14 protein-coding genes are annotated in these 16,656 nt (G+C 31.8%); 4 read left to right on the top strand and 10 right to left on the bottom strand.

Going from position 1 to position 16,656, the window contains the following annotated elements; genetic code table 11:
* Positions 1-163 precede the first annotated feature (163 nt).
* The 8 genes from P8K68_RS01085 to P8K68_RS01050 all read right to left on the bottom strand — a co-directional run bounded on the left by P8K68_RS01085 (position 164) and on the right by P8K68_RS01050 (position 9,472).
* Positions 164-922 (bottom strand): tetratricopeptide repeat protein, encoded by a 759-nt coding sequence (locus P8K68_RS01085; protein WP_300247340.1) that lies wholly within the window; start codon positions 920-922, stop codon positions 164-166.
* Between the two features lies 1 nt (position 923).
* A complete protein-coding gene (locus P8K68_RS01080; protein ID WP_300247338.1) occupies positions 924-2,699 on the bottom strand; it encodes a BatD family protein in 1,776 nt (591 codons plus the stop codon).
* Positions 2,700-2,771: 72 nt separating this feature from the next.
* Positions 2,772-3,623 carry a tetratricopeptide repeat protein gene (locus tag P8K68_RS01075; protein ID WP_300247336.1) on the bottom strand — a complete coding sequence of 284 codons (852 nt, stop codon included), beginning with the start codon at positions 3,621-3,623 and terminating at the stop codon, positions 2,772-2,774.
* Between the two features lie 108 nt (positions 3,624-3,731).
* Positions 3,732-4,769: a VWA domain-containing protein gene (locus P8K68_RS01070; RefSeq protein WP_300247334.1), complete on the bottom strand. Its 1,038-nt coding sequence runs from the start codon at positions 4,767-4,769 to the stop codon at positions 3,732-3,734.
* Positions 4,770-4,791: 22 nt separating this feature from the next.
* Positions 4,792-5,796: a VWA domain-containing protein gene (locus tag P8K68_RS01065; protein ID WP_300247332.1), complete on the bottom strand. Its 1,005-nt coding sequence runs from the start codon at positions 5,794-5,796 to the stop codon at positions 4,792-4,794.
* Entirely contained in the window at positions 5,796-7,343 is a 1,548-nt protein-coding gene (locus P8K68_RS01060; RefSeq protein ID WP_300247330.1) for a hypothetical protein, read from the bottom strand. The genes P8K68_RS01065 and P8K68_RS01060 overlap by 1 nt, the downstream gene beginning before the upstream one ends.
* A gap of 118 nt (positions 7,344-7,461) precedes the next feature.
* Positions 7,462-8,328: a DUF58 domain-containing protein gene (locus tag P8K68_RS01055; protein WP_300247328.1), complete on the bottom strand. Its 867-nt coding sequence runs from the start codon at positions 8,326-8,328 to the stop codon at positions 7,462-7,464.
* Between the two features lie 142 nt (positions 8,329-8,470).
* On the bottom strand, positions 8,471-9,472 hold the full coding sequence (locus P8K68_RS01050; protein WP_300247342.1) for a MoxR family ATPase: 1,002 nt from the start codon (positions 9,470-9,472) through the stop codon (positions 8,471-8,473).
* Positions 9,473-9,722: 250 nt separating this feature from the next.
* Here P8K68_RS01050 and P8K68_RS01045 point away from each other — a divergent pair, with 250 nt between their 5' ends.
* The 4 genes from P8K68_RS01045 to P8K68_RS01030 all read left to right on the top strand — a co-directional run bounded on the left by P8K68_RS01045 (position 9,723) and on the right by P8K68_RS01030 (position 13,680).
* Positions 9,723-10,475 (top strand): SDR family NAD(P)-dependent oxidoreductase, encoded by a 753-nt coding sequence (locus P8K68_RS01045; RefSeq protein ID WP_300247326.1) that lies wholly within the window; start codon positions 9,723-9,725, stop codon positions 10,473-10,475.
* Between the two features lie 34 nt (positions 10,476-10,509).
* On the top strand, positions 10,510-11,643 hold the full coding sequence (locus P8K68_RS01040) for an ATP-binding protein (protein ID WP_300247324.1): 1,134 nt from the start codon (positions 10,510-10,512) through the stop codon (positions 11,641-11,643).
* Positions 11,644-12,040: 397 nt separating this feature from the next.
* Entirely contained in the window at positions 12,041-12,805 is a 765-nt protein-coding gene (locus P8K68_RS01035) for a CDP-alcohol phosphatidyltransferase family protein (RefSeq protein WP_300247322.1), read from the top strand.
* Between the two features lie 173 nt (positions 12,806-12,978).
* Positions 12,979-13,680, top strand: coding sequence for a DCL family protein (locus tag P8K68_RS01030; protein ID WP_300247321.1), 702 nt, complete (start codon positions 12,979-12,981; stop codon positions 13,678-13,680).
* 137 nt (positions 13,681-13,817) lie between these two features.
* Here P8K68_RS01030 and P8K68_RS01025 read toward each other — a convergent pair whose 3' ends face one another.
* Together P8K68_RS01025 and P8K68_RS01020 are read right to left on the bottom strand one after the other, a co-directional pair.
* On the bottom strand, positions 13,818-15,008 hold the full coding sequence (locus P8K68_RS01025) for a DUF1501 domain-containing protein (RefSeq protein ID WP_300247319.1): 1,191 nt from the start codon (positions 15,006-15,008) through the stop codon (positions 13,818-13,820).
* Between the two features lie 106 nt (positions 15,009-15,114).
* A complete protein-coding gene (locus P8K68_RS01020) occupies positions 15,115-16,503 on the bottom strand; it encodes a DUF1800 domain-containing protein (protein ID WP_300247317.1) in 1,389 nt (462 codons plus the stop codon).
* Positions 16,504-16,656 lie beyond the last annotated feature (153 nt).

Here is a 16,656-nt window from a genome sequence, read left to right as displayed (position 1 = left end):
TGGTGGGAGAAGACTTAATTGAGACTGACTATTCGTCTTCCAAACGATGTTGCTTTTCATACCTTTAAGATACGAAAACCAATACTTTTTTTAAAATCTAAAACAATAAAAAAGAGACTGCCTTTTTAGACAGCCTCTTTTCTAATTTTTTTAGTTTTAAGTACTAAAAATCCTTCAATATCTTAATGTCATCATTAATAACCCAACCCACTTTACCATCAGATAGTTGTATTTTTTTCCAATCTTCATAAGTTTCCAGAACTTGAACTTTTGTGCCTTCATGTAATCTAAAAGATTCTTCACTTCTAGAATTAGGATTGCTTTTTACTTTACTTTCTTGAGCAAAAATGATAGCGGGATTGTCTAATTTATCTAGGTTAAACTTATGAAAAGCAAATGCAAGAGTAATACAAACTAATACTAATGCAGAAATACTTCCCATAAAAGCTAAACGTTTTTTTGAGGTTGAGTAAGCAAAATAATAGACTAAAAACAATACTACAAAACAGAAAACTATGGCAATGGAAGTTTTTGCCCATTGATCAAAAGACATTTTATGAGTTGTTGTATTCAATAACTTTGAAAAACCAACATCAGGAACAATATCAATAGCATCAATAGTCATGTTTTTTGCAAACGCTATGTTGTTTATAATATCAGAATCTTCAGGATTTAATAGTAGTGCCTTTTCATAATAGTAAATACTTGGACCTACGTTATTGAGCTTATAATGTGCATTAGCTAGATTAAAATACAAATCAGCAGAATGATTTTCAGTTTCTAAAATAGCATTATAATTATCTATAGCCTCGGCGTATTTACCTTGATTATATAACGCATTTGCTTTTTCAAACAATTCTTGGTTTTGTGCAAAAAGCCCAAAACTAAATAAAAACGATAGTATGTAAAAAATATGCTTCATATTAACGCGCTTGTTTATCAATTAAAGCAATTGTTTTTGCTGCCTTATCATAATCTTCTTTCATAGTCACAATATCAATTGGTGTATATCGAGCCAGTTCACAGCTTTCTAAAATACTTTCAAAATCTTTAATAACAGTTTCGTTAACGCCTTTTTTAGTTAGTAAATCATGGATTTTATCTTTACTTAAATCACTAGTTTCAATATTTAGTTTGGCTTTTAGATAATTATGTAATGCCTTTTCTAAAGCGATGTAAAACGTATCTTTTTTGCCTAACGATTTTTTAGCATTCCCTAAATATTTACGTGCTAACCTATTCGCTTTTCTAATTTTATTACCATAAACATCAGCATCTCTAGTGGCTTTCTTTTTTCGAATAACAATAGCTAACGGAATGGCTAGAAATGGTAACAAAAGTAAACCCCAAAATGTATTGGTTTTGAAAAAATGACTTGTTTTAATTGTAAAAAAATCAGTTTTAGTTTTAATAAATGCAAATTGGTCACTATTTAAAACCACAGCTTGTTTATTATTACTTGAAGCCACATTATTGTTAGATGAAATGGTATTATTTGATGGCCCATTTAAAACATTAATTACTATTTCGTTTGAAGACAACCTTTTATAGCTTTCTGTTTGTAAATCAAAATATGAAAACGAAATACTTGGTATAGGGTATTTACCTTTATACTGAGGTACTACTGTATAACTATCTGAAATACTACCCTGCATACCAGATAAATTTGTTCTAACGGCTTCTTTATGTTCAGGCTCATAAACCTCTAACGAACTTGGTAATGAGATTTTTGGAAGTTTAAATAGTTTTAAGTTTCCATTTCCTTTTACATTCACTTTCAACTGAAACGACTCGGTAGCATCCAATTGGGTTTTTGATGAGGATACATCTAGATTAAAATTTCCAACAGCTCCAGTAAAATCAACTGGTTTTCCAACTTCAGGAAGCGCTTTAACATTAATGGTTTTGTTTCCTGCTGAAACCGTTTTGCTAATTCGTGTCATTAAAAGACTTCCAAAAATATCGCGTCTATTTGTAGGCACGCGCATGGAGAGATCAAGAGTTAATGGTTCAATATTTAATCTTCCTGTTTTTTGAGGATATAAAACTGTTTTTCTTAATACTAAATAACGATAATCTTCACCGTTATAAGTTCCGTTTTGAACTTTTTGACCTTGGGTGTTTATATTCTGGCTCCAAAAATCATTATAACGTGGCGTATCAATTTCATTCCAATTATCTACAGCTATTTTAGGCGACACATACAACTTATAGACTACGGTTATAGCCTCATTCAAATACGGGTTAGCTTTAGAAATCTCAGCAACTAAATGAATATTTTCTGATGCTAAATAATTTGGATCATTTGGGTCTTTTGGAATATCTACCGCAGCCGTTACCTGGATTTTTATGGGCGTTGTTTTATAAATTTCATCATCTATATTAATTGTGGCTTGAGAAATTTCAAAACTCCCGCGTTTTTTTGGTGCTAAAAAATAGGTATAGGTTTTTTTAAAAGAACGCTTCCCATTAATCCAAGAATTACTTACCGATTGGTTTGGACCACCAACTACAGTAAATCCTGAAAAACCTGGAGGGTTAAAATTATCGCCATCTTGATTCATTTCGAAATCAATTCGCAAACGTTCGTTTACACCAAGCTTTTGCTTGCTTACTTTGGCTTCAAATTTTACTTGTGCGGATATGATACTTGTAGAAAGTATGAATAGTAGTATGTATATGTTTTTAATGAATTTCATTATAACTTTTTCATTATGCCTACAAGGTTTTTAAAACCTTGTAGGAGTCTAACTGATAATGGAAGACGTTTTTTACCAATCTTTAGCGGTCTTAATTTTAACTCCTTTTTGTTTTTCAGCGTTCATTTTTTCTTGAACTTTCTGTTCTTGGTTATTCATAGCTTCCAATAAATTCTTTATTTGCTGAGGAGACAACTGGCCTTGTTGTGGTTTAGGTTTTGGCTGTTCTTTTTTCTTGTCTTCATCACCTTTATTCTCTTTTTCATCTTTAGGCTTACCTTTATCATCCTTTTTTTCGTCTTCTTTCTTTTCGTCGTCTCCCTTATCTTTTTTATCCTCTTTATCGTCGCCTTCTTTATCTTTATTCTCTTGGTTTTCCTTTTTGTCTTCGTTTTCTTTATTGTCCTTATCTTCTTTATTATCTTCTTTATTCTCTTTATCGTCCTTATTTTTGTCTTGTTTATCTTCTTGTTCTTTTTGTTTCTTCTTAGCCACTGCTAAGTTATATCGTGTTTCTTCATCAGTAGGGACGTTTCTTAATGCTTGTTTATAAGCCTCTACAGCATCCTTATACTTTTTATTTTTCATTAATGTATTACCTATATTATGAAAAGCCCGATGTTTTTCAGCTTTTGTAGTCGCCACTTCAGCAGCTTGTTGGTGTCTATATAAAGCCTCTTCATAATTGCCTTTTTCATAATAGGTGTTTCCTAAATTATAAGTACCCGCCACGTTAGAAGCTTGTTCTGAAATGGCTTTTCTATATTCCATTTCTGCAGAAACAAAATCATCATCTTTAGCTAAAGTATTTGCTTCGTAGATGTGATTATTAGCTTTCTTTAAAGCCTGTAATTTTGCTTTATCTTCTTGTGCAAAAGAAAATAAAATGGTAAACATTACTATAAAAAATACGATATGCTTCATTTTTATTTTATTCTAAATTCTAAGATATAAAACCCAAAATTTTTGTTCGTTAAAAATTTTATAAAATATGAATCGTTTAAATTTAAAAGATTTCTGTATGTGCGGAAATTAAAGATTTTCATTAAATAAATTCAACTTTTTTAACCATGCTGTTTTTCGTTCTAATAATAAAATATCAATCAACAAAAAGAAAATTCCGAAACCTAAAAACCATTGAAACTGATCTTTAAAATCTGCAAACTGTTTGGCTTCAAACTCCGTTTTATCCATGGCATTTAATGCCTCACGAATATTTTCAACAACATCTTTTGTGTTTTTACCATTAATGTAGGCGCCGTTAGCTTCAGATGCGATATTCTGAAGTGTTTCTTCATTAAGTTTTGTAATGACTGTTTCGCCCTGGCTATCCTTCTTATAATTTAAAACAACCCCATTACGCTTTTCTGGAATTGGTCCTCCTTTTACATCACCAACTCCAATAGTAAAAATACGAATACCTTCTTCACTAGCTTCTTCTGCTATTACTGCTGCTTGCTCACTATGATCTTCACCATCTGATATGATAATAAGTACACGATTGGTTTGTTCTTCATCATCAAAATACGTCTTAGCTAGTTTAATGGCTTCATCTATGGCTGTTCCTTGTGAGGATAACATATCTGTATTCATGCTTTGTAAAAACATTTTAGCCGAAGCATAATCTGTTGTTATGGGTAATTGCGGAAATGCTTTTGCTGCGTAAGCGATAATTCCAACTCTATCACTAGCCAAATTGTTAATGATTTGTGTAACGAGTTGTTTTGATTTCTCTAATCGATTTGGAGCAATATCTTCTGCTAACATACTTTTTGAAACATCGAGAGCAAAAACAATATCGACACCTTCTCTTTTTACAGTTTCAAGTTTTGTACCAATCTTTGGATTTACTAAAGCGATAACTAAACAAAAGAATGCTAAACTTAAAACACTAACTTTTAATACAGATTTAAATATAGACCTATTTGGACTTAGTCTTTTAAGTAATGCGATATCAGCAAACTTTTTTTGCGTTCTGTATCTCCAAAACTGAAGCACCAAAAAGAGTAGAATTATTACTGGAATAATTACTAATGCCCAAAACCATATTTTTTCTTCTAATTGATACATGAACTTGTTTAGTCGTTTTTGTTTATACGAAACTTCTAAAAAGGGTATAGCGTAATAGTAATTCTATAAGCAATAATAACCCTGCTAAAATTACTAACGGTCTATATTTTTCTTCGTAATTATAATATTTAAATTCTTCTATTTCTGTTTTTTCTAGCTTATTTATTTCCTCATAAATCTCTTCAAGCTTTTTGTTATTGGTAGCTCTAAAATATTTTCCGCCTGTAACCTCAGCAATTTCTTTAAGTAAATCTTCATCAATCTCCACTTGAATACGGCCATATTGAAAATTACCGTTTGGTAAAATAGCAACTGGAGATAATGCCATTCCATTAGTCCCTAAACCAATGGTGTAGGTTTTTATGCCATATTCAACAGCTAATTCGCTTGCAATTTTAGGGTCTATAAACCCTGAATTATTTACGCCATCCGTTAACAAAATAATCACTTTACTTGTGGCTTTACTATCTTTTAATCGATTTACCGATGTTGCTAAACCCATACCAATGGCAGTTCCGCCTTCAATAATGGTATTATATTTTATGCTTTTTAGCGAACGAATCACGATGGCTTTATCACTAGTAATAGGTGTTTTGGTATAGCTTTCACCTGCGTATTCTACTAAACCAATTCTATCGTTAGGTCTGCCTTTTATAAATTCTGCGGCCACTTTTTTTAGAGCTTCTAGTCTATTGGGTGATAAATCTTTGGCCAGCATACTTGCAGAAACATCAATAGCCATAACAATATCGATACCTCGCGTTGTTTTTGTTTTTGTTGATACATCAACAGATTGCGGTCTTGCTAAAGCTGTTATTAATAATGCCAATGCTACTAAACGCAGCGCAAATAACACGTGCCTTAGTTTTGGCAACCATGAGTTGGTTATTTTAAAGCCTTTTAAACTTGAAATTTTAAGTTCGGCAGTTTGTTTCTTATGCTTAAAAATATACCAAAGCACAGCTAAAGGAAGTGCTAATAGCAACCAGAAAAATTCTTTATTTACAAATTCAATCCCTTCAAACATTATTCTTCTGCTGGTTTAAGTTCAACTGAATTTAAAATACGTTCAATTATTTGATCTGCGTAAGTATCATCTTGTTTCCAAGATAAAGACACTTGCTGTACTACATTTTCTGATGTAAATGCTAAAAGTATATATTTCCCATCCTCAACACCTTCAGTACCTGGAATTGGCATTTGTAAGGTTCCATAAACCTTTAGCCCTTCGGCTCCATTAGGTGTAACAAACTTATCTTTTTTAGTAATTATGTTTTGAGCCCCTGCTGCTTCGTATGTCTTTAAACTACCATCAATAATTTGCTCTAAATCAATTTTATTTTCTCCTAAATTTTTATATTTAGATGTCCCCACAACAACATTGAACTTATCAATTAAACTACCATAACCAAAAATTGTAATATCTACTTGTTGCGCTACTTTCTCAGACAAACCAGCATCCATACGTTTTAAAACTTTAGGTGTGGTTATCATTATAGGCGGAAAACCATAGTCACTTCGTACCCAATTGCCCTCTAAAAGTTCTTTACTATCATGACCAATAATGGTGTCTTTAACTAAATCAAAGCCATATTTAATAGAAAGCCCTGTAAAGGTAGCTAACAGTAAAAAAACACTAATCCCAACGGTTAGCCAAATCTTATTACGTTTCTTTTTTCGCTCTTGTTCTGCTCTATATTTTTCGTCTAAAAGCTTTTCTTCTTCGGTAGGTTCTGGTAATGCTTCTTTTACATGATCTATCTCGACATCTATAGTTTCTCTATCTATCTTAGCCAACTCCACATCAGGAGCAGATTTTGCAAATTTTACTAAATCGGCACGCTTTAAAATTCTTTCAAGATTCTTAATGTCATCATTACTCAAATCGACTTGATTGGCTTCTTTAAGAATATTCAGCCTTGTAATTAATTCGTCTGTGGTACTTTCTAAAGCTTTGTTATACACTTTTTCATCAAGATATTTTCTTATGATAAACGTTAAATCAGAATAGTACTCCTTTAAATTTTGATTTTCTAAATATGGACTTTCGTCTAACTTCTTTAGTGCTAATTTTGCTCTATCGTAAGGCGGTAGCAAGGCAATTTCTTCTTCTTCGGTTAAAGGTTTCTTTCTCCAAATTAACCAATATAGTAAAGATGCTATACCACCAATAATTAATAATGTAATTAAAAGATACTTCCACCAATCACTTCCACTTTTCTCAACCCCAATAATTGGTTTTATATCGTAAATACCTTGCGTGGTATCAACCTCAACATTGTTAACCTCAACCTTTAAAGAATCGGTAAAAAAGGTTTTATCTCCTATTATTATTTTTTGCCTAGGAATAATATATGCCCCTGAATCAAATTGAGTTAATCCATACTTTTTAATCAGATTGAATTTGTCCTTTTTTTTAAGTGTATCAATCGCATAAGATTCAATCATTTCTAAAGGCGAAAATGTTTGCCCTTCAGGAAATACAACTAAATCTGTAGTATCTGTTTCAACTTGAATATGATAGGTGATTTGCTCACCAATTTTTATAGTTGTTGAATCGATTGTTGATGACACTTGGGAAAAAGAAACGAAAGAGCATAGAATAAAGACCAAAGAAAAGATATCCGAAGGCCGAAGACAGAAGACGGAACATTTAGATTTTATAACTCGTAACTCGTAACTCATAACTTTTTTATCCTCTTCTTTTAAAATACCCCAAAAGCTTTTTTACATAGCTTTCATCTACTCGACAATCAATAGCGCCTGCACCAGATTTAGTAAAACTTTCTTTATAATAATCCACTTTTTGATGATAGAATTTTCGGTAATTGAGGCGTACTTTTTTTGAAGATGTATTTACCAACATTAATTCTCCTGTTTCTTCATCTTGCATTTGTACCATCCCTAAATTTGGTATGTCTTCCTCTCGTTTATCATAGACTCTAATGCCTGTGACATCATGTTTACCGGAAACTATTTTCATGGTTTGATGGTAGTCGTCTACAATAAAATCAGACAAGACAAAAACAATCGCCTTTTTCTTCATAACGTTTTGCATGAATTTTAAAGCTTCTACTAAATTGGTTTGCTTGCTTTCGGGTTTAAATTCAATCAATTCGCGAATAATTCGGAGTACATGCGAACGCCCTTTTTTAGGAGGGATAAATAATTCAACTTTATCTGAAAATAAAATAAGCCCTATTTTATCATTATTCTGTGTTGCTGAAAAGGCTAAAGTTGCAGCAATTTCAGTAACCACTTCATTTTTAAATTGCTGCTCGGTACCAAATAACTCAGAGCCCGAAACATCTACCATAAGCATCATGGTCAGTTCGCGTTCTTCTTCAAATACTTTTACAAAAGGTTCGTTGTAGCGCGCAGTAACATTCCAGTCTATATTTCTAACATCATCACCAAACTGATACTGACGTACTTCACTAAAAGTCATACCACGCCCTTTGAAGGTGGAATGATATTCACCTCCAAAAATATGATCAGACAAACGGCGTGTCTTAATCTCTATTTTACGTACTTTTTTTAGTAATTCTTTAGTATCCATAGCCAGCCCTCTAGCCCCCAAAGGGGGTATTGATTGCGATTAAACTTGATTTTGAAATAATTGTATTAAACATTTTTTTATTAGCCCTTCTTTTTAGCACATATGAGTAAGTATTCCCCCTTTTGGGGGTTAGGGGGCTTTTTTATGGTACTTCTATTTCGTTTACTATTTTATTAATGATGTCTTCAGAAGTTACATTTTCAGCCTCAGCTTCATAAGTAATACCTATTCTGTGTCTTAAAACATCATAAACAACAGCACGCACATCTTCTGGAATAACATACCCACGACGCTTAATAAACGCATAGCATTTTGCAGCAGTAGCTAAATTGATACTTCCACGAGGTGAAGCTCCAAAAGAAATTAAGGGTTTTAAAGCTGGAAGCCTATATTTATCAGGATAACGTGTTGCAAAAATAATATCTAGAATGTATTTTTCAATTTTTTCATCCATGTATACTTCACGAACAGCTTCTTGAGCTTTTAATATTTGAGATATTGAAACCACAGGATTTACTTTATCCCAAGCGCCCTTTAAATTGGCTCTCATAATCATTTGCTCTTCGTCAATTTTTGGATAGTCAATAACTGTTTTTAGCATAAAACGGTCAACCTGCGCTTCAGGCAATGGGTACGTTCCTTCTTGCTCAACAGGGTTTTGCGTTGCCATTACTAAAAATGGTTTGTCAAGTATAAACGTTTCATCACCAATAGTCACTTGTTTTTCTTGCATTGCTTCAAGTAAAGCGGATTGTACTTTTGCTGGTGCTCTATTTATCTCATCTGCTAGTACGAAGTTTGCGAATATTGGTCCTTTTTTGATTGAAAAATCGTTAACCTTCATGTTATAAATCAACGTTCCAGTAACATCTGCAGGTAATAAATCTGGTGTAAATTGAATTCTACTAAAGCTCCCATCTACAGCCTGTGCTAAAGTATTAATCGCTAATGTTTTTGCTAATCCAGGAACACCTTCTAATAAAATGTGTCCTTGTCCTAATAAACCAATTAGTAACCGTTCTACCATGTGTTTTTGACCCACGATGACTTTATTCATTTCTAACATCAGTAAATCAACAAAAGCACTCTCTTTTTCAATTTTCTCATTAATTGATTTTATATCAATTGTTCCTGTTTCTTCCATCATTTTTTGTTTTATTAAAAGCTCGAATTTACGGTTAGTATTTGAGCACTGCAAAATGTTAAAAAAAATATTGTAAAGGTGTTAAAAAATGGTTAAAAATATGAAGGGAAGTCAATGTAGATGGCATTTAACAAATAATTATTATAAGTTTATCATAAATACTTACGGATTATAACTTTTATAATTTGATAAGTATCAGATTATAAATCCACTTTTAAGTAATTTTATAAACAGGATAATAATATAATACATGAAAAAAACAGCCCTAATAACTGGAGCTACAAGCGGAATTGGTGAAGCTACTGCATACGAGTTTGCAAAACAAGGTATCCATTTAATACTCTGCGGAAGACGTTTAGAGCGTTTAATTACGATAAAAAAAGCTTTAGAGCGTTTAACCAATGTACATGTTTTAAACTTTGATGTACGCGATAAAGACGAAACTTTCAAGGCTATAGGATCCCTTCCAAAAGGATTTAAAAATATCGATATTCTTATAAACAATGCAGGAAATGCTCATGGTTTAGACTCTATACAAACTGGAAATTTAGATGATTGGGATGCTATGATGGACATTAATGTGAAAGGCTTATTATATGTAAGTAAAGCTGTTATTCCGCAAATGACTGAGCGACAATCTGGGCACATTATCAATATTGGGTCATCGGCAGGAAAAGAAGTTTACCCAAAAGGAAACGTATATTGTGCTAGTAAACATGCTGTTTTAGCGATTACCGAGGGGATGCGAATTGATTTAAATGCGTTTGGAATTAAAGTTAGCGCAATAAATCCTGGTTTAGTTGAAACCGAATTTTCGAAAGTGCGATTTAAAAATGGGAAGGAAGCCGATTCAGTGTATACAGGTTTTAAAGCGTTACAAGCTAAAGATGTTGCAGAGGTTATTTATTTTGCGGTTTCTAGGCCTGCCCATGTAAATATTGCTGATGTTTTAATGTTTTGCACTGCACAAGCGAATAGTATAACTGTAAAAAAGGAATTTTAAAAATAAGATTCACGCCTTCGCGGGAATGACAAATATGATTAACAAACGCCTCCTCATAAAACACCTTTTAGCTCACAACGATGAGAATAGTTTTTATGATAAAAAGCGAAAAATTGACATTAGTCATAAGGAAGGAAAAGCGAAATTTTTAAAGCATATTTGCGCGCTTTCTAACAGTAATCCGAAAAATAATTCGTTTATCGTTATTGGTGTTGAAGATGAGGACAATAAAATTATCGGTGTCGATTTTTTTGATGATAGCAAAATACAAAACCTCATCAATGCTTATTTAAATCATCCGCCAATTGTGCAGTATGAAAACATTCCGTTTCCGCATTTACCCGATGATAAAGTTGTTGGTTTGGTAACCATAAGACCTACTGGGAAAATCACATCACTTAGAAAGAATATCTGGAAATACTATGGAGGTTCTGTGTTTTTTAGAGACGGAAGCATCAGTATGCCTAAAGTTTTTGATATCGAGATAATGGATGTTAATTCTAAAATTGTTGATGCTATTGAAAAGCATGCGCAAAACAATATGGAGCACACCTTAAATGGCGTTTTCGACTTTATGAATCACCGAAAAGACTTTAATGCGCAATACAAAGTCTTTAAAGAATATTTTGTAGTATGTTGGGCAGGACAAAAAAAATTAACAAAAAAAGAAGTATTTTATTCTAGAGTAGATATTGAATTGATTAATGAGCAGGTACGTTTGTTTTTTTCGGCTTTAGATGAAGTTTCTATTACTATTAACGATGATAGTTTTAAAATTATTGAATATGTTAACCTTGGGCTTCAAGATTCTAATAAATATTACCCATTAGAAGAAACCATAATTAAATTTGAAGACAACGCACATTATAACATAGAAACCAAATTATTATTTGAGCCACCTCAATTTGATAAAAAAGTTTTACATCATATATACAATAACAACAATGCTATTTTAGAAAAGCTAAAAAATGGGTTTACACTTTCAAAAAGAGAAGAAATCGATTTAAAAAACTTACCCGCTACATACTTAATTTGTTACCTTAATCTATTTCATGATGCTATTCATAAACTTCAAGAAGCTAAACCTTATTTAAAAGTCTATAATAGAGAGATTTATAATTTATATAAGGAATCTTTACGAATATTACGAAAAATGAAGTATAATTAACAAATGTTAATAAATATAAGCTTAAAATTTTAGAATTATAGAAAAAATACTACCTTTGCTACGCTATTAATCTTTATTTATAAAACCTTGTGTCGCCCAATAGGTGAATATAGGCACAAGGTTTTTTTTATGGCCAATTTTAAATTACTGTATACATTAATGCAGACTTGTTTTAGAGATTAACCATGTCGCTATGTCTACTAAAATAGAATAATTTCGTAATCGATTTTAATGTTAATGCGATTGCACCTTGACTTTATCAGAAAAACATAAAAATAGACCACGCATTTTTCGATATAAATACATCCTAATACCAATGCATAAGCTATAATTTTAACTGTATCTTTGCATTTTTATAACTTGGTATATTCCACAATACAGCTTTCTATGAAATTATATGTCCAAATTACCAAAAGAACATAAATTTATTGATCTTTCTGATTATGGAAGACCAATAGCTAAAGTTATAGCAAACTCACTTAAGCACACTAATTTCACTCCTATTCACGTTACTTTTGGTTTTATAATATCTGGCTTCATCGCTGTTTATTGTATTTTACAAGGTTATTATTGGCTAGCTGCATTCTTTTTAATTTTTAAGTCTATTTTGGATGCTGCAGATGGCGAATTAGCTCGCGTAAAAAACACACCCTCGTATACTGGTCGTTATTTAGATTCTGTAGCAGACATCATTTTAAATGCTTTATTTTTTATTTCTATATGGTATATTAACCAGGCATCCATTTGGATATGCTTTTTAGCATTCTTCGGCATGCAATTACAAGGAACACTTTACAATTACTACTATGTTATTTTAAGAAATAAGTTTAATGGCGATACTACTAGTCGTGTTTTTGAAAACGAAACACCAATTGCCTTAAAAGGGGAAACACAAAAGCACGTAAATATTCTTTTTGGTTTGTATAAACTATGTTATGGTGTTTTTGATAAAATCATTTATGCTTTAGATAGTAATGCAGACAAAGGTAGAATATTGCCAAATTGGTTGATGACAGTTGTTTCTACCTTTGGTTTAGGTTTCCAATTACTCATTATTGCAGCTATGCTTGTATTAGGCTTAAAAGCATTTATTCTACCTTTCTTTTTGGTTTATACCCTTATGATTTTTGTTTTAATTGGAATAAGAAAGTTTTTCTATTAAAAAACGGTTGGGCAAAACCATTTTACCTAAAAAAAAGGGTTTGAAAGGATTGCAGCTTCAAATTCTCAGAAAAACTAACTAAATTCGATTAACAATCCGTAAATTTCACCTGTTCTGAACTTGTTTCAGTATAGAAATTGAAACTTGTCTTTGTATTTGGCAACATTTGAGAAATGAAAAAACCGATAGAAATTGGAGAAAATAAGTTTACTTATAAGAAAGATGCACTTGATTTTTATAAAAGAATATTGAATTCTTATGAGTTTGGAGAAACATTGAATCCAACCGATTTTGAAAATGTTTATGGGTTAATAGAAATCCATCCTGAAAAAGAAAAAAAAATTGGTAGTGGTATTCAATATTTTAGAATTGGAAAGGCAAAATTTAATACGAAAAGTTTTGAGATTGTAAGAAAAGATGGAAGTTCTGAGTTTTTATCATACACTAAACAAATTAATAAACCAAAAGACCACTTTTCAAAATTTAGAATTGCTTGCAGGCAAGCAATTCAAGAAGATTTAATAAATGTAAAACAGAAATATTTTGAAATTAAAGCCAAAAAAAGCAAAGTGAAATGTCAAGAATCGGGTGAATATTTAGCTTATGAAGAATTAAATGTTGACCATCGACAACCAAATACATTTTCTGTAATTGTAGATAGATTTATTGAAATCAAAAACTTGAATATAAAGGAAATCGAATTATTACAAATTGAAGGAGGACCGAATGAAATTGCAGATGAAAAATTAAAAGCTGAATTTAGAGAATATCATAAGGAAAAAGCAAATTTGAGATTAGTAAAACGAGAGTTAAATTTAAGTAGAGCACATCAAGGAAGATTAGGAAAAACAATAAAAGATTTAACGATTGAATAAAAACGTTGCCTAACACCGGTAATCGTTGCACAAAGGGCTTAAAAAAATAAATATTAACTCAAAAGCGCCTTTTTAAGGGGCTTTTGTTTTTAGAGCAACCTTATTATTAACCCGCACAGAATAAAGGCTACTTAATTTTAAATAAAACCTAACGGATTAAAAGATTTATTAAGCACTATTGTATCATCTACCTCGAGCCATTTATCAAGTACGGTGGCGTAAATGGTTCTAAAATCTATTTCGAATTTTAAATCGCCATTATCATCTAAATCACTTAAGCTTGCCATATCATTATAAAAACCTTGGGTCTTTAAATTTTCGCCAATTACAAATACGTTATTGGCTGTACCGTGGTCTGTACCCACACTGGCATTTTGTTTTACACGACGACCAAATTCTGAAAAGGTTAAAATTAAAGTGTCTTTAAAGGTATCGTTATCTTTTAAATCTTGCACAAAAGCTTCAACACTATCGGCATAAATACCTAATAGTCTTTTTTGCCTGCTTAACTGGTTTACGTGTGTATCAAAACCACCCAAAGAGGTATAAAATACTTTGGTTTCCAGATGTGAATTAATAAACTGCGCGGTGGTTTTCATTTGATTTCCAAATTTATTGTTTGGATACTCTTTTTTGCTAGAAACAGTTTTACTGGTTTCAAAAATGTATTTAGCTGAAGATTCTGCAGCAATCATAGATTTATATAAATAGCCTAAATTATGCTCACTTAAATGCGCATCGTTTTGATGCCCATGAATGTTTTTAAAATATGGGTCTTTCGATAAGTTATATAGCGCTTTGGCATCTTGAGTAGCAATAGCGTTTAAATGTTCGCCTTTCATAGCTAAAGATAAACTTTCATCAACCTCTATAGCGCTGTGTGGGGTTTTGCCGTAGTTATCTAAATAGCGCCCTATCCAACCACTTTGAGAATATGTATCAGAATCTGTGGCAGTTTGCCAAATATCCATCGATCTAAAGTGAGATCTAATAGGATTTGGATATCCCACATTATTAATGATAGATAAATAGCCTTTATCGTAAAGCCGTTTTAGAGGCTCTAAACTGGGGTTTAAACCAACATCGTCGGTAAGCTTTATAATGTCATTTTTAGCTATGGCAAGCCTTGGTCGCTCCTTGTAATACAAATCGTTTCTATAAGGAATCACTGTATTTAAACCATCATTACCTCCTGAAAGTTGAATAATAACCAAGCGCTTGTAGCCTAATTTACTACTTGCAACGTCTTCGAATGCTCTTACAAAACTTGGAACAAAAAATAAACTACTAGCTAAAGATGACTGTTTTAAAAATTTTCTTCTGTCCATAAGTAAATAATTTTTTAAGGCAAAATTCTTTTTTTAGATTCTCGCATTCGCGAGAATGACAATTTCAACGGATACACCAATGCTAAGCATCGGTAAAATTTTTTTATTAACACATTTGATATTCGGGCAATGACATAAGTTGTATGCAATACTCTTGTTTGGAGACTTTTTCTAAAGACTGTAAATATGCTTTTGCACTGTCATTAACGTCACAAGCTAATAGATGGTTTTGAAAATCGTTTATTCCAACATTTTGAAATTGATTATTGAAATATTTCCAATTAACTTCTGTTTTAAAACGCTTACCAAATTTTTTATTAAACATTGCTTTTTTCGCATCTATTTGCGCATCTTCATGTCCGTCTTTTACTTTAGAAATGTAAGCGTCATTAAGTAATAGCGACGGTAGTTTTAAGCGCAGCACAATAGTGTTACTATCTATCCAGTTTCGGCCCCCTTTCCAACCTGCAACATTTGGTGGGTTTAATAGAATTTGACCCAGTAATTTTTGAATGTATAATAGTTGTTTTGGTTCCTTAAATTCTGTAGGCACCATAGTTTTCATACCCACTAAAAACTCAATGGGCGATTTTATTTTTGTGCCCACATTATTGTCTTCATAAAACCAATTTGATTGCAATACAAATCGCATTAAATTTTCGATATTATAGTCTTTATAAAACACCTCTGTCATGGCATTAATATGGTTTTTATCACTAACATCGTTTACAAAGTAGCGGTATATTTTTTCACAAATGTATTTGGCACATTGTTTTTGTTCTAAAATAATATCGATAATATCTTCTCCAGAAAAGTTCCCGGTTTTTCCGAAAAAAGTTTTTTCTCCTTCATCATGAGCGCGTTGTTTAAAAACAAATTCGCCACGTAAGTTATGGCTGTAGCCTGTAAATGCTTTTGCACTTTCTTTTATATCTTCTTCGGAATAATGACCTACTCCAAGTGTGAACAACTCCATTAATTCTCTTGCAAAATTCTCATTAGGTTTTTGCTTTCTATTTTGTTTAGTATTTAAATATTTTGTCATGGCAGCTTCTTTTGAAACGGCATTTACAAAATCTCTAAAATCGCCTAAGGCATATTTTCTAAGTGTGTTATTAAATTGTTGAATGTAAATGATGCTATTATCTTCACAAACAAAATGATTGGCCCAAAAGAGTGTCATTTTTTCTCTTAAAACTTCGGGTGATTTAGTAAGTCTATTTATCCAAGCCGCATTTAATTCAATTTGTTTTTTACGACTTATTTTTTGAATTTTTCTAAGAGTTTCAGAGTCACGTTTTGAGGCGTTCATCATACCACTAAAAATGTCTTTTATTTCTGAAGTATCAACCTCAAGAAGCGTCATGCTTTTTGAAGCTTTAAAAAGAGAGTTAACAACATCCTTCTTTCTTTTCTTAGAAAGTTTTTCGAGTTCGGTTGGTAAAATCCCAAAACCAATACGTCTGTATAAATGTTGTATGTGCTTAGCTTTCATAGCGTGATGATTTTAAGAAATAAAACGAATCAAAAAATGATATGTGAATTCTTAGACTTCAATACGTTGAAACAGTTTAATATGAGCTTTGAAGATACAAAAAAAACCGTTTTAAAGATGAAACGGTTTTTAAACAATTTATATAAAATTCTA

This window comes from Algibacter sp. (genome assembly GCF_029245835.1).
In the GTDB taxonomy this organism is placed as follows: Bacteria; Bacteroidota; Bacteroidia; order Flavobacteriales; family Flavobacteriaceae; genus Algibacter_B.
This window is presented reverse-complemented; position numbering and strand designations above follow the sequence as displayed.